11 protein-coding genes and 1 pseudogene are annotated in these 13,895 nt (G+C 39.6%); all 12 read right to left on the reverse strand.

The window, feature by feature from the left end; all coding sequences use genetic code 11:
- Nucleotides 1-17 precede the first annotated feature (17 nt).
- A complete protein-coding gene (locus tag FAZ25_RS01180) occupies nucleotides 18-1,154 on the reverse strand; it encodes a serine hydrolase (protein ID WP_040176616.1) in 1,137 nt (378 codons plus the stop codon).
- A 20-nt stretch (nucleotides 1,155-1,174) separates the two neighbouring features.
- Nucleotides 1,175-2,509: a UDP-N-acetylmuramoyl-tripeptide--D-alanyl-D-alanine ligase gene (gene murF / locus FAZ25_RS01185; protein WP_040189892.1), complete on the reverse strand. Its 1,335-nt coding sequence runs from the start codon at nucleotides 2,507-2,509 to the stop codon at nucleotides 1,175-1,177.
- A gap of 113 nt (nucleotides 2,510-2,622) precedes the next feature.
- On the reverse strand, nucleotides 2,623-3,999 hold the full coding sequence (rlmD, locus tag FAZ25_RS01190) for a 23S rRNA (uracil(1939)-C(5))-methyltransferase RlmD (protein WP_146973242.1): 1,377 nt from the start codon (nucleotides 3,997-3,999) through the stop codon (nucleotides 2,623-2,625).
- A gap of 130 nt (nucleotides 4,000-4,129) precedes the next feature.
- A complete protein-coding gene (locus tag FAZ25_RS01195) occupies nucleotides 4,130-4,396 on the reverse strand; it encodes a type B 50S ribosomal protein L31 (protein ID WP_004900125.1) in 267 nt (88 codons plus the stop codon).
- Between the two features lie 104 nt (nucleotides 4,397-4,500).
- A complete protein-coding gene (locus tag FAZ25_RS01200; RefSeq protein WP_004900127.1) occupies nucleotides 4,501-5,787 on the reverse strand; it encodes a UDP-N-acetylglucosamine 1-carboxyvinyltransferase in 1,287 nt (428 codons plus the stop codon).
- Nucleotides 5,788-5,867: 80 nt separating this feature from the next.
- A complete protein-coding gene (gene pheT / locus FAZ25_RS01205; protein ID WP_146973246.1) occupies nucleotides 5,868-8,327 on the reverse strand; it encodes a phenylalanine--tRNA ligase subunit beta in 2,460 nt (819 codons plus the stop codon).
- Nucleotides 8,328-8,329: 2 nt separating this feature from the next.
- Nucleotides 8,330-9,379, reverse strand: a complete 1,050-nt coding sequence (gene pheS / locus FAZ25_RS01210) for a phenylalanine--tRNA ligase subunit alpha (protein ID WP_040176611.1) — start codon at nucleotides 9,377-9,379, stop codon at nucleotides 8,330-8,332.
- 317 nt (nucleotides 9,380-9,696) lie between these two features.
- A complete protein-coding gene (locus FAZ25_RS01215) occupies nucleotides 9,697-10,059 on the reverse strand; it encodes a helix-turn-helix domain-containing protein (protein WP_004905172.1) in 363 nt (120 codons plus the stop codon).
- 71 nt (nucleotides 10,060-10,130) lie between these two features.
- The gene (locus FAZ25_RS01220; RefSeq protein ID WP_182089844.1) at nucleotides 10,131-10,997 is read right to left on the reverse strand and encodes an ROK family protein; all 867 of its coding nucleotides are present in this window, start codon (nucleotides 10,995-10,997) and stop codon (nucleotides 10,131-10,133) included.
- Between the two features lie 25 nt (nucleotides 10,998-11,022).
- Nucleotides 11,023-12,480, reverse strand: a pseudogene (gtfA, locus tag FAZ25_RS01225) (sucrose phosphorylase).
- 231 nt (nucleotides 12,481-12,711) lie between these two features.
- Entirely contained in the window at nucleotides 12,712-13,095 is a 384-nt protein-coding gene (locus FAZ25_RS01230) for a VOC family protein (RefSeq protein WP_004907397.1), read from the reverse strand.
- A 65-nt stretch (nucleotides 13,096-13,160) separates the two neighbouring features.
- Nucleotides 13,161-13,892: a hypothetical protein gene (locus tag FAZ25_RS01235; RefSeq protein ID WP_004900146.1), complete on the reverse strand. Its 732-nt coding sequence runs from the start codon at nucleotides 13,890-13,892 to the stop codon at nucleotides 13,161-13,163.
- Between the last annotated feature and the right edge of the window lie 3 nt (nucleotides 13,893-13,895).

The following is a 13,895-nucleotide window of genomic DNA, read 5'->3' on the forward strand; positions in this document are numbered from 1 at the left end:
GTAGCGCCTATAGCCATCTAACGTGTTTTAATGGCTGTCATTTGTGTAAATAGTGCTTTTGCCAGCGGTTGCCAGCTTTTCCCTCTTACGCGGCTGTTGCTTAACAAAATAACTGCACTACGTCCATTATTTGTTATAACAATTGTCGGTTCAAACCCATCCAATATGCCATGGCCACTATTGTACTTACCCCAATGATATAAGCCACTTGAATAGGATTCTCCGACAACTGGTTGCCACATATCATGCAAACGTGAGACAGTAATAATCTTGTGATCAATCAACAAGCGATAATAACGATATAGCATGCCCGCAGACATTGCCACATTGCCGGTGCCCGTTTCTCGTGCGTACTGACGCGGATTATCGGGGACGATATTACCATTTTGATAAGCTATCGTTCGATGCTCACTATGCATAAAGTTTTCATAGTTAGCAATATTCAAATGATACTGCTTATTAAACACATTGTTAAATAGCTCCCAATAACTTTGGTGCGTAATCTTCATTAAAATGCCAGCTAATAAACGAAAATTAATAGCTTGATACGTCCACCGATTTGATGGTAACAGCTTAACATGGCTGGCATCGAAGTTAACATTATCTAACTCAGAGATAACGTTTTGATCTTCGCCTGTTTGTGATAAACCACTAGTCATCGTCAATAACTGCTTAATCGTAATTCGCCTTGCATTAGGTACGTTAGGGTAATATCTTGCTAACAGTGTTTCTAGACTCAGCTTCCCCTGCTGAACTTGTTGCATAATCAACGTTGCCGTAAAACTTTTCTGTATTGAGGCAATTTGGAACAGTGATTGCGGGTTATTGAACCGACCTTCTGCCTCATTCGCATAACCGTAACCCTTTTGCAAAATGATACGATTATTTTCCACAAGCAAAGCAGTCCCTGTAAAACCAGCTTTTTCAAGTTGATGGTTAGCCGATACAGCGTGATCATTGTCTTCAAGAAAAACATTTTGATCAATCTGATCTAACGCATCTTGTGTTTCTGGATGTGCGGCCTCAGCTTCATGCATTTTGGTAACTTGGTAGAATCCCCAAGTACCAACGCCTAAGATTAGGATAATTACCGTAGTAATCAGAAAATGACGCCACGTAAAATATTTAAGTTGACGATGTTGTGTACGTTTCAATGCTGCTTCCCCAATGACAACTAAGGTTGTTCAGATGTGAGCTGCTGAACAACTTCTTCTAAATGAATCCCATGGCTGGCTTTTAGCAAAATAACGTCACCGGGCTGACTGATAGCCAATAAATCTGATGCCAATTGCTTGAGCTGATCCGTTTGATACAAATGCACCCTTTCCACACCCATTTTTGACATTAAAAGTGGTGCGGTATTTTGATTAAATAATGATCCTACTAAGTATACACCGTCAACATCTGTATCGAGTATTTTAGGTCCCAATTCAGCGTGAAGATGATTTGCTTGTGTTCCCAATTCTAGCATATCGCCTAACACAACATACTTTCGCCGAGCAGGAAGTGACTTTAAGGTTGATAATACAGCAGCAACAGCTGTTGGATTAGCATTATAGACATCACTAACTAAAACAACGCCTTGTGATGTCACTAATCTTTCAGTTCGATTTTTCGTCAAATCAAAGTTTTTTAATGCCAAGGCGGCATGTTTTAAATCAATAGATAGTAGCTTACCCGCTGAAATCGCTGCGAGCGCATTCATAACATTATACCTACCCATGACAGGAATTGCAAATTTTTGTTGTTCAAATGTAAATGTTGTGACAGTAGCCAAGGCTTGAATGGCCGATACTTTTTCGCCAAAGTACTGCCTATCACTTTTAACAGCTGCTTGCGTCAACAAGGGCTCATCAAATGGCACCAGTAAAATACCATCAGATTTAAGTCCCTGTGTAATTTCTAGTTTAGCACGGGCAATGTTATCTCTTGTCTGAAAAAATTCAATATGTGCTTCACCAATCATTGTAATAATCGCAATATCTGGCATGACCAAGTGTGATAATACCGTTAGTTGCCCAGGGCGGTCCATGCCTAATTCTACAACCAATACTTCTGTGTCATCTGGCATAGACAATAACGTCATAGGCACACCAATTTCGTTATTATAATTTTCAGGTGTCTTAAATGTTTTAAATTTCGTCGACAAAATAGCCGCAGTCATGTCTTTTGTCGTTGTCTTGCCGTTGGACCCCGTAATAGCAATAACCTTTGGATTAACCATTTCACGACGATATTGTCCTAATCGTTGTAAAGCTAATAATGTATCTGGCACAATAATAGCTGGTATATCTGGTGTTATAGCATGCTGATCATCAACTAGCACTGCCACAGCACCGTTAGCCAAAGCTTGTTGTATATAAAGATGACCATCATGTTCCGACACGAGGGCTACAAATAAATCACCTATCTTAACTTGTCTAGAGTCAAAGGCAACACCAGTAATATCGGCGTCCCCTTGCGAATTAGCCTGAAGCACTGAAGCAATGTTTTTAAGTGAGTCGTTCATTTTATCTCCAAAATAAAAGCACCGTTTTATCTAGCCAATTTTGTACATGACATACAACAATATCATATAGCCATCTTGGTGATACGCGGTGTTTCTGTCATACGTATATTATATCAAGAATTTTTCTTAAATACTGTAATACTTTCTACATGCGATGTTTGTGGGAACTGATCCACTGGCAATACTGGTCCGTCAATATGATAACCTTGCTGCACTAATTCTGCCGCATCACGAACTAATGTGACAGGATTACAACTGACGTATACAATCCTGTCAGGAGCCATATCTGTCGTTGCTTTAATCAACGCATTGGTTAATCCCCGCCGCGGTGGATCAACAAAGACAACATCAGGTTGTAGGTTGGCTTCTTGCCATAATTTAAATTGTTGTGGCGCATCTGCCAAAATGTATTCCGCATTATCGACGTGATTCATCCGCATGTTTAATTGTGCATCTGCCACAGCACCAGGTACAACCTCAACCCCAAGTACTTTTCGAACCTGTGTAGCCACCGTGATACCAATTGTGCCAATACCTGAATAAGCATCAATAACAATATCTGTTGTTTTTAAATCAGCTTTACGCGCCGCTAAATCGTACAACACCTCTGTAGTCTGTGGATTAACTTGATAAAAAGAGTTTGGGCCAATGAGAAAAGTATAATCTAACAAGGTATCCTTAATAGCCGTTTCTCCCCATAATGTCCGATTATTTGGACTCAACAACACATAATCTTTTTTAGGACTGTAATTAAAAATCAAACTCTTAAGTTCAGGGAGGTTTTGTCGTAATTCTTGTGTAATTGCCGACTCATGATTAATCTGCGCATCATTTGCGACGAGAACCACCATCAATTCATGTGAATAATAGCCACGGCGAATCATAATATATCTAATAGCGCCCACCTGTGTATCAGGATCATAAGCACTAATTTGATAATTTTCTAATACTTCACGTACAGTAATAATCGCTTGGTCGATGTTGGCATCATTGACGAAATAATCAGTCATAGGAACCAATTCATGTGTTCCACGACGATAAAAACCACTAGTTAAATGACCATTTTGCCATTTAACAGGCACAATTGTCTTATTACGATAATAGGTAGGGTTGGCCATACCTATCGTACTATCAACAACAACTTCAATATTTTGTGCTTCAAATAAACGCTTTACCTGTTGCCGCTTTAATTCGAGTTGTGCCTCATATTTCAGATTAACTAATGGTGCTGTTCCCGCCTCAATTAAATATTGCCTTTGACTGTCCTGACGTTGATCAGAAACTGTTAATCTCTCGATAATTTTAGCATAGCCGGAAAATTTATCAACTTGAATAACTTCAATTTTGAGCATTTCGCCAGGAATCGCATCGGCAATATACAATGGATATTTTGACGTGACATAGACAATCCCCATGCCATCAAGTCTAATATCATCAACCGTTGCAACGATTATTTCATGTAATTTAACTGGAAGAATTGTTCTCGACATTATACACAACATATGATTATCGCAAAACCAAATAGCAAAGCTGCAATAACAATATGCCCTCCATTTCTCAATAATAAGATGAATAAAAAATAAAAGCGCTCACTACCGTGAACGCTTTTACTAAGAACAATTATTTGTCTTCGTTGTTCTTAAAACCAAATCCAGCAAACTTCTTGTTGAACTTGTCGACTGCACCATCGGCTTGCGTGAACTTTTGCTTACCAGTGTAGAATGGATGTGAGTCAGATGTGATATCCATACGGATAACTGGGTATTCTTGACCTTCAAATTCAGTTGTATCATTTGATGTAACAGTAGAAGCTGACAAGAACTTCTTACCTGTTGTTGCATCAAGAAAAACAACTGGACGGTAATTTGGGTGGATTTCTGCTTGCATAACTATTTCTCCTTAGCGCCCTGAAACTTCTGTAACAGAGTCAGTATATAACTAGTATAGTTTATCATATCATGATTTACGTTGCAACATATTTTATCAATGGTTCACGGCATTAAATTAATCAAGTCAATGCCTTCAATTGAAACATCTGCACCTAAGGCAGTTAGCTTATCTTGAATTCGATCATATCCTCGCAAAATATGATCTGCATCATTGATAACCGTCTCACCTTCAGCCATAATTGCTGCTATCACAAGAGCTGCGCCAGCACGTATTTCAGCAGCTTCTACATCTGTACCAATTAATCTCGGTGAATAATTGACACGAATATGCCCTGGCTTTTCAGAATCAACGTCTCCACCCATACGACGTAATTCTGCAATATGCTTCACACGCTTAGGGTAAATGGTATCTTGAATCATGCTTTCCCCATTGGCCATTAATAGTAATGGTGTAATGGGCTGTTGTAAATCAGTTGCAAACCCAGGATAAGGCATGGTCTTGATACTAACTGGTTGCAATTGGTCTGAAGGGTAAACATGTATGGCATCTTCGCCAATATCCAAATTAACCCCCATCTCAATGAGTTTTGAGGTATATGACTCCAAGTGCTCTGGAATAACATTTTTGATTGTGACTCCGTCACCAAAAGCAGCAGCCATACTCATATAAGTACCGGCTTCAATACGATCTGGAATCACTGTATGCGTGTTACGCGCTTTCAAACTTGGTACACCAGCAATACGAATAGTATCTGTTCCAGCACCACGAATATTGGCACCCATGTTATTTAGAAATGTTGCAATATCAATAATTTCTGGTTCACGAGCAGCATTTTCAAGTATAGTTTGCCCTTTAGCACGCACGGCAGCCAAAATAATGTTAATGGTAGCCCCAACCGATACAGTATCCAATGCTATACGTGCACCAATCAAGCCATTTTCAGTGGCATCAATATGGATAATGTCATTAGTTTCAGTGACTGTTGCACCAAGCGCTTCAAATCCTTTAATATGTTGATCAATTGGTCGACGACCTAAATTATCACCACCAGGGAAAGTAACTGTTGCGCGATTAAAACGTCCCAGTAATGCCCCCATAAAATAATATGAGGCACGCAAAGACTTAATCGCGCCACTTGGCAATTCACTTTCCGTGATTTGCGTTGGATCAATGTCTAAATTACCATTTTCAAAATTGGAATGCACATTCATTGCATCCAAAATTAATTGTAAGTTTTTAACATCAAGAATCTGCGGTACGGTGTCGAACTTAACCGGTGTATCAGCTAATATTGCAGCTGGAATAAGTGCAACTGTTGAATTCTTTGCACCACCGATTGTGACTTCACCATGGAGACGTTTGCCACCACGAATAATTATTTTAGCCATGAATTTTCCTTAAAAAACGTTATAGTCCGTTTTTAATTATACAGTGAATTCTTCTTGAACTCAAATCAATTTGCCTATGGTCACCGAATGTCTGCACCCAACTCAGCTACAAGGGCTTTTGTGACAACCTCAAAATCATCATTAACTTCTGATTCGACTAGTGTGCCTTCATTATTTTGATAGGTTAACTGATAAGCTAACGACTTTTTACCGGTTGGGAGTTTGTCTCCTGCATAAACATCAAATAGTGTCACATCAGCTAACTTACTACCTGCAGCTTGGTGGATAACTGTCATCACTTGTTCATTTGTGATCGTGTCGTTTATCAACAGCGCAACATCACGGCTTACTTGTGGGAATCGTGTCACTGGTTGATAACTTACTGTTCGCTTTGCAGCAGACATGACAGTAAACAAATTCAACTCAAAACCATACACTGGTGTCATTTTTTTGGCACGCGTCATTTTAGGATGAATTTGACCGACAAAGCCGAGATAAACATCATCAGTGTATATATCGGCAGTTCGCCCTGGGTGCATATTAGCGTGACGGTCAGTCGCAACGTACCGCACGTTTTTAACACCGATTTGCTCTAGATAAGCTACAACAATACCCTTTATATCATAAAAATCAACAATACGTTCTGCTTTTTCTTGTTGCCAAGATGACTCAACAATGTTGCCAGTCAGTACACCAGCCAAATGTTCAATTTCAGTTGGCAATTCGTTTTTGCCATTGGCCACAAATACACGACCTTGCTCATAGAGTGCAATATCTCGCACACTGTGATTAACATTATACGCAACATCTTCTAGTAAACCAGCTAATAAGTTTTGCCGTACTGTTGTACGATCAGAACTCATTGGGTAATCTAATGTTACCACTTTGGCTGCTGGGTTTTCTGCGAACTGTTGCGCTTTTTCAGGTGTTGTTAAGGCGTATGAAATCGCTTGGTTCATGCCCAAACTTTCCAAAATTTTCCGACTAGCACGAATTTGCCTTTGTGCTTTGGTCAGGCTGCCTGGTGTTGTTGGCCCATATGGTAAAGTAACTGGTAAATTATCATAACCATACAGTCGAGCAATTTCTTCAATTAAATCTGCTTCAATACTCATGTCTGGACGACGCGCTGGTAACACAACGTTAATTTTCGAATCCACTATCGTGTACTCAAATGCTAAACGGTCGAGGATAGTCGTCACATCAGCTAGTGTCAACGTTGTGCCTAGGATATGATTCACGCGATTAACAGTTATCGCTTGTTGGATTGCTTCACGCGGTTGGTTGACAGCAGTCAGTAATCCGCGTGCAACTTGCCCTGTAGCTAATGTGTCTACCAAACTTGCAGCATGGTCTAAGGCTGTAAACGTATGATCACTATTCACGCCACGTTCAAATCGTGATGACGCTTCGGAATGAATGTTGTGACGTCGAGCGGTAGCACGTACTAAACTTGGGTTAAATACAGCCGACTCAATCACAATATTTTTGGTCGAACGATCAACTTCAGAGCTCATACCACCCATCACACCGGCTAACATCAATGGTTGTGCATCATTTGTTGCAATAACAATATCTTCGCCGGCTCGTAATTGACGCGTTTGGCCATCAAGCGTGGTGAGTTGTTCATTGTTTTTGGCGCGGCGTACTGCTAACTGTTTTGTTGTTAATTTATCTAAGTCAAACGCGTGCAGTGGTTGCCCATAAACTAACATCATGTAATTCGTGATGTCAACAATGTTATTAATTGGTCGCATCCCCGCATTCCACAAACGCTTTTGCAACCAAAGTGGTGAGTCTTTCACTGTAATATTATTAATGACACGAACAGCATATTTCGACGCTAGTTCATCACTTTCGACCGATATTTGAATCTGATCGGCTGCCAACGGCTCATATTCAACTAAATCAAAATCGGGGATGACAACTTTTATGCCAAGCATTGCGCCAAACTCATAAGCTGTACCCAGCATTGATAGCATATCAGAGCGATTGGGTGTCAAATCTGTATCTATGACCGGTTCATTCATGCCCAAAATAGCAATGGCATCATCGCCAGCATGCACATTATCTTCTTCGCCAAAAACATAGATGCCCGCATCAAAATCCTTAGGAGCAATTTTATTATCAAACCCAATCTCTTGCAGTGCCACTAGCATACCAAATGAAGTTTCACCACGCAGTGTCGCCTGCTTTATTTCTATCATATCACCGGTATTATGATCAATGATATGTGACCCAACTTGTGCCAAAATAACATATTGTCCTTCAGCAACATTTGGTGCGCCGGTAACAACTTGAATCAACTCATCTTGGCCTATATCAACCTGGGTAATCACCATATGATCTGAATCTGGGTGTGGTACTACCGTTTTGACTTGAGCAACAACTAAACCATCTTGCTTACCAGCCAGTGTTGTGACTGAATCAACTTCAACACTTGTTCGTTCAATACGTTCAGCCAAATCAGCAGCTGATTGTTCATCTACGGCAACACTTTCTTCTAAATACTCATTTAACCATGTTAGACTTGTCTTCATTGTTAATTTCCCTTTCGATTGAACTGTGACAAAAAGCGAACATCGTTCAAATAGAATTGACGAATATCATCTACGCCGTACTTCAACATAGCAAAGCGATCTGGTCCTAAGCCAAAGGCAAACGCGCTATATTTTTCCGGATCAATACCATCCATTCGCAAAACATTCGGGTGGGTCATGCCTGCACCAAGCACTTCAATCCATTCAATATCCTCTGGTTTCATATCTGGTGTGACTTCATTCCAAGATACGTCTACTTCAACTGAAGGTTCCGTAAATGGGAAATAAGATGGTCGCATACGAATTTGATGCTTTTCGCCAAATAACTTTTGCATGATTGATAACAACGTGCCCTTTAAGTCGGCCATGGTAATATTTTCGCCAACAACCATCCCTTCGACCTGATGAAATTGGTGCGAATGTGTCGCATCATCAGTGTCACGACGATACACCTTGCCTGGCGCTATCATTTTTAATGGTCCTTTTGAAAAATCATGTTTTTCCAACGAGCGTGACTGCACAGGTGAGGTTTGTGTGCGTAATAAGATTTCTGGCGTAATATAAAAGGTATCCTGCATATCACGTGCTGGATGGTCTTTAGGTAGATTTTCACGTTCAAAATTATATTCATCCGTTTCTATCTCTGGCGAATCAACAATGTCATCAATGATTTCAAACCCTAATCCCAAAAAGTGCTGTTCTATTTCATCGATGATTTGTTGCAAAACGTGCGGCTGACCAACTTGGTGTGCACTACCTGGCAATGTCACATCAATTTTTTCAGCAGCTAATTGCTCATTTAGTCGTGCCGTTTCTTCTGCTGCCTTTTTTTGTGCTAACAGGGTCGTAATCGTTTGGCGAACATCGTTTCCAATTTCACCAACCGTTTTACGCTCTTCTGGCGCAACATCCTTCATACCCTTTAATAAGGCCGTTAACTCACCTTTTTTCCCTAATAAGCTCACTCTTAGCGCTTCAACATCCGCTTCAGTAGCATTAATTCTTGCGACAGCTGTCGCTTTTAAGGCTTTAAGATCTTCAATTAAACTCATCATTTTTCCTCTCTATTATGCCATTTAGTTTATCTAATCTAATCCCGTTGCAACAAAAAATCCCATGTTATCTTCTCTTAAGATAACATGGGACGTCAAACAACCGTGGTACCACCCAATTTTCTGATAAATTACCAGCTCTAGGACTATAACGCAGTCTTACGTTGGTGATTAAACCAAACACTCATGACTGAAATTCATTGCATCGTTGCATGATGATATTTACACCAAATATATCACTCGCTTAACATGAAAAACGCAATTACTAGGCCACTCTCCGTGTAAAATTATATTAAATCACTTATAGTATATCATGCTCAGTCATTACTGTCTGCATGTTTTGCTTGCGTGACATCATTATATTTATCGGACCACTCGTGTATCGCAGCCATCATCGGCCGCATCGCCTCACCAGCCTCAGTTAATTTATATTCAATTAGGCTAGAATTATCATATGTTACACGCTTAACCAAGTGTACGGATTCTAACTCTTTGAGTCGCTCAACTAACACACGGTCAGAGCAACTCGCAATGGCTCTCGAAAGTTCCAAAAATCGTTTTGGTCCACTAATGAGGAGCGCCTCAATAATGAGTCCGTTCCATTTTCTGCCTAAAATTCGAAATGTATTAGTAAAATTTTGGCATAGAATACTCTCTGTATTATCTATTGTTTTTGTCATGAGATTGCCCTCGAAATTATTGATATGTTAATAATAACATAGAACCATAACGTTGACAAAAAGTAAGAATTTTACAACAATGTTTTAGCCAAATAGAAGCAACCAAGAATACCAGCGTTATCGCCGTTAGCTACTGGCACAATGTAATCTTCTAAATCATGTACATCTAAATAATCACTCATTTGTTCAGCAAAACTCGCACGAATCAATGGGAATAAGGTTTCGCGATGTGGCACACCACCACCAAAAACAATCTTTTCTGGTCGCAAAATCATGGTATAGTCTAGCGCTGCTTGTGCTAGATAAAAGGCTTCAATTTCCCATGCCTTATCTCCGTCAGGAATTTCTTTAGCACTCTTATGCCAACGCGCTTCAATGGCTGGACCAGCTGCCAAGCCTTCCAAACAATTATCCCCGTGGAATGGGCAATGGCCTTCATAGTGATCTTCAGGATGCTTTTGTAAGAAAATATGTCCAGCTTCTGGGTGCCCATAACCACTCACCAATTTGCCACCTGACACAATACCAGCACCAACGCCCGTACCTACTGTCAAGTAAACCATATTTTGAGCATCTTTGGCAGCACCAGTCTCAAATTCAGCCCAACCAGCACCATTTACATCTGTTGTCCAGAAATAAGGAATATCACGCCAAGCCTTCATACGACCTAAGAAATCATAGCCTGACCAACCATGTTTTGGCGTGTCCAATACATAACCATATGTTTTAGATTCAGGAACAATGTCAATTGGTCCAAAAGCAGCGATACCAATAGCATCAATATTGTCAAATTGGTCAAAAAACGCAATAACTTGATCTAATGTTTTCTCCCCATCTAATGTTGGGAATGCTGTCCGTTCAACAATATTATAATTTTCATCTGCTACGGCGACCACAAACTTTGTGCCACCTGCTTCAATTGCGCCTAATAATCCCATGATTCTTTTCTTCTCTTTTCTTTTCTTATTTGTTTTGTAAGACTGTCTTGCCCATTGCTGTGATGACAAAGGTGCGTGTCTTGGCATTAGCTAGCAAAATAGCTATATTATCTCCGGAATGATCCGTTCGTGTAATTTTAATATCATGTTCTGATGGTGTCTCGACAGTGATTGTCCCATCCAGAGCAAATGCTGAAAACTGATTACGCCATGATAATAATGCCAATAAGTCAGCAACAACTGGCCGCTTAACAGCTGATTTTATTTCTTCACGAGTATAGTAATGACGATTAATATTACGACCTTCTTTTGAAGATTCCAACAAATCAATATCATTCTCGCCTGCAAGTAACCCGACATAATAAATTTGTGGAATACCAGGTGCAAAAACTTGGAAAACACGACTCAACAAATATGCGGCATCATCATTGCCTAAAGCTGAATAGTAAGTTGAATTAATCTGATAAATATCTAAGTTATTATACGCAGCTGATGAGTAGGTCTTTTTGACATTGGCACCAACTTTGTATAATTCCTCAGAAGCATAATCAATTTATTCGTCCGTCAAAATATCACGTGCGTCAACAACCCCAATGCCATCATGCGTATCTAACGTCGTGAATTGTTTCATCGGAGACTGTTTGAGCCAGTTGGCTAGTCGATTTGTTTTGCCTGAGTAAAGCGTATAAAGTACTGTCATTGGCAAAGCAAAATCATAAGTGAAATAACCATGGGCGTTGATCTTTTGAGGAATTGTATAATGCTCATGAATTTCTGGTAAAATTTCAGCATGCATAGGTGCCAAAATGTCACGCACTTCGTTTAAAACAGCCCATATTTCTGGTTCGACAAAGAAATCATTTGTCCCAACTTTCTTAACAGCATAGGCGAAAGCATCTAAACGAATCAAATTGGCACCATGTTGGACCATGTCTTCTAGCGTTGCTTTAATGAAGGCTTTAGCAATTTGAGAATTAACATCAATATCAATCTGTTCTTCACCAAATGTATTCCAAAGATGCTCTGTCATGCCATCAGCAAAAGTGATTTCTTGAATTGGCGCCTTGTCTTTGCGCTTATAAATAAGGTCGATGTCTGCTTGAGTTGGTCGATCTGGCCCAGCTTGTTGCCAAAACTTTTCCCAGCGAATGAAGAAATCACGGTACTTTGATTGATCGTGATTTACTTTAAAATCTTGATACATCTCCGATTCACGAGAAATATGATTGATCATAAAATCAAACATCAAATAGTACTCTTGTCCAAGTACCTCAACATCATCCCAATCACCAAATGTTGCATCAACACGCGTGTAATCAGAAGGAGCGAAGCCACGATCACCTGTAGAAGGGAAAAATGGTAACAAATGTACCCCGCCAATCGCATCGCCAATGTCTTCCTTCAAAACTTGGTGGACTTCCTTGATATTACTGCCCAAAGAATCAGCATACGTAATGAGCATTGCTTTGTTTTGAATTTCCATGTCTTTACCTTTGTCATATTCAGTTTTTGTTAAGCGCTTACATAACTAGTTTAATCGATTATATTGATACATGTCAAGCGCTTGTCAGCACTTATTATTGAAAAGAACAAAACTATCATATGTCATTTTTTCTGAAAACAAATTGAAAACACGATGATATCAACTATCTTTTAACATTTCTAAGCAATAAAAAACGCACACTTTTATTCAAAGCGTGCGTTTTTTTATTTATTATTTTACAATTTCACAAAATTCAACGATAACAGCGTCTGGTCCTTCAATATTAAAGAACTTAATACCTTTTTCCCAGAAAGCTAAATGTTGTACTTCTGAATCGATTAGCTTGAAACCTTCAGCCTTTGCAGCAACAAATGCTGCGTCAGCATCAGTTGTATCCATAGAAATATGGTTAATTGCACCAGGCTTACCAGCAACCTCGTCCTGCTGCCAAGTTTCAATCACGAGGTTGTCACGCTTCATGAAAATAACATTACCAACTGGAAAATCACCTGTTTTAGTGAAACCTAGCTTCGTCCAAAAGGCTTCAGCAGCTGCTAAATCTTTTGTGGGAATACCAATGTGTTGTACGCCTGAATAATAATCTGAAAATGACATGTTATGCTCCTATAATTTAGAATGCAAAGGCTGGAACGATATGTTGTCCCACGTCTTCATGATAATTAAATTCCTTGATGTTTAAGATTTGGGAAAATCGCTTTATCTCCCCAACCCGTAATCCCACCTTGAAATAGAAATGCGAACACTGTACCGACACCATAATTGGTAAAATCAGGCAAGATAATAATAGCAATAATACCAATAATTGTTGGCGGAATATATGACGCCCACATCGCCTTAGCGGCAGAACCTTTGAAATACTTAAATCTCAAAATCTGCATCAAATCATCTGCGGGATGTAGGACAAGGTTTGTACGTTGATAAATTGAAATAGCAATTGCAATCATTGCAACACCAATGAAATTCAATACAGTATAACCTATGGTTGTCATGACACTATGTGACTCGGGTAGCACCTGTGAGAACATACCTGCAAAGAAACTAATCAACACTGAGAAAGGTACCATGAAGGCAATATTGCCAACAAACTTTTTCCAATCAAAATAGCCTTGTAAGAATACATTCAATATTGCAATTAAGACACCTACAATGAAAAATACCCAACCAAGCATCAAATTTGATCCTTGAAACACTGCTTTATTAAAACCTGATTCAGCGGCTGTCCAATAAGCAGAGCCCAGAAAAGCTGGGTGGATTTTTTGACTTGTAACGACTGTTAAGACATTACCAGCCGCGTTGATTACCAAAGAAAGCACAAAATATGATAATGAGGCGCCAATCGTCAGCGTGCGACCATTCTTAGATGTCGTCTGTGCTACGTTTTTAGCGTTCATGGA

Origin of the sequence: Leuconostoc sp. LN180020, assembly GCF_014844115.1 — a bacterium.
Taxonomy (GTDB): domain Bacteria; phylum Bacillota; class Bacilli; order Lactobacillales; family Lactobacillaceae; genus Leuconostoc; species Leuconostoc citreum.

Bases quoted from the DNA above. Each gene is read 5' to 3' on its own strand.
- murF (WP_040189892.1), bottom strand. From the start codon at position 2,509: ATGAACGACTCACTTAAAAACATTGCTTCAGTGCTTCAGGCTAATTCG.
- rlmD (WP_146973242.1), bottom strand. From the start codon at position 3,999: ATGTCGAGAACAATTCTTCCAGTTAAATTACATGAAATAATCGTTGCA.
- FAZ25_RS01195 (WP_004900125.1), bottom strand. From the start codon at position 4,396: ATGCAAGCAGAAATCCACCCAAATTACCGTCCAGTTGTTTTTCTTGAT.
- FAZ25_RS01200 (WP_004900127.1), bottom strand. From the start codon at position 5,787: ATGGCTAAAATAATTATTCGTGGTGGCAAACGTCTCCATGGTGAAGTC.
- pheT (WP_146973246.1), bottom strand. From the start codon at position 8,327: ATGAAGACAAGTCTAACATGGTTAAATGAGTATTTAGAAGAAAGTGTT.
- pheS (WP_040176611.1), bottom strand. From the start codon at position 9,379: ATGAGTTTAATTGAAGATCTTAAAGCCTTAAAAGCGACAGCTGTCGCA.
- FAZ25_RS01215 (WP_004905172.1), bottom strand. From the start codon at position 10,059: ATGACAAAAACAATAGATAATACAGAGAGTATTCTATGCCAAAATTTT.
- FAZ25_RS01220 (WP_182089844.1), bottom strand. From the start codon at position 10,997: ATGGGATTATTAGGCGCAATTGAAGCAGGTGGCACAAAGTTTGTGGTC.
- FAZ25_RS01230 (WP_004907397.1), bottom strand. From the start codon at position 13,095: ATGTCATTTTCAGATTATTATTCAGGCGTACAACACATTGGTATTCCC.
- FAZ25_RS01235 (WP_004900146.1), bottom strand. From the start codon at position 13,892: ATGAACGCTAAAAACGTAGCACAGACGACATCTAAGAATGGTCGCACG.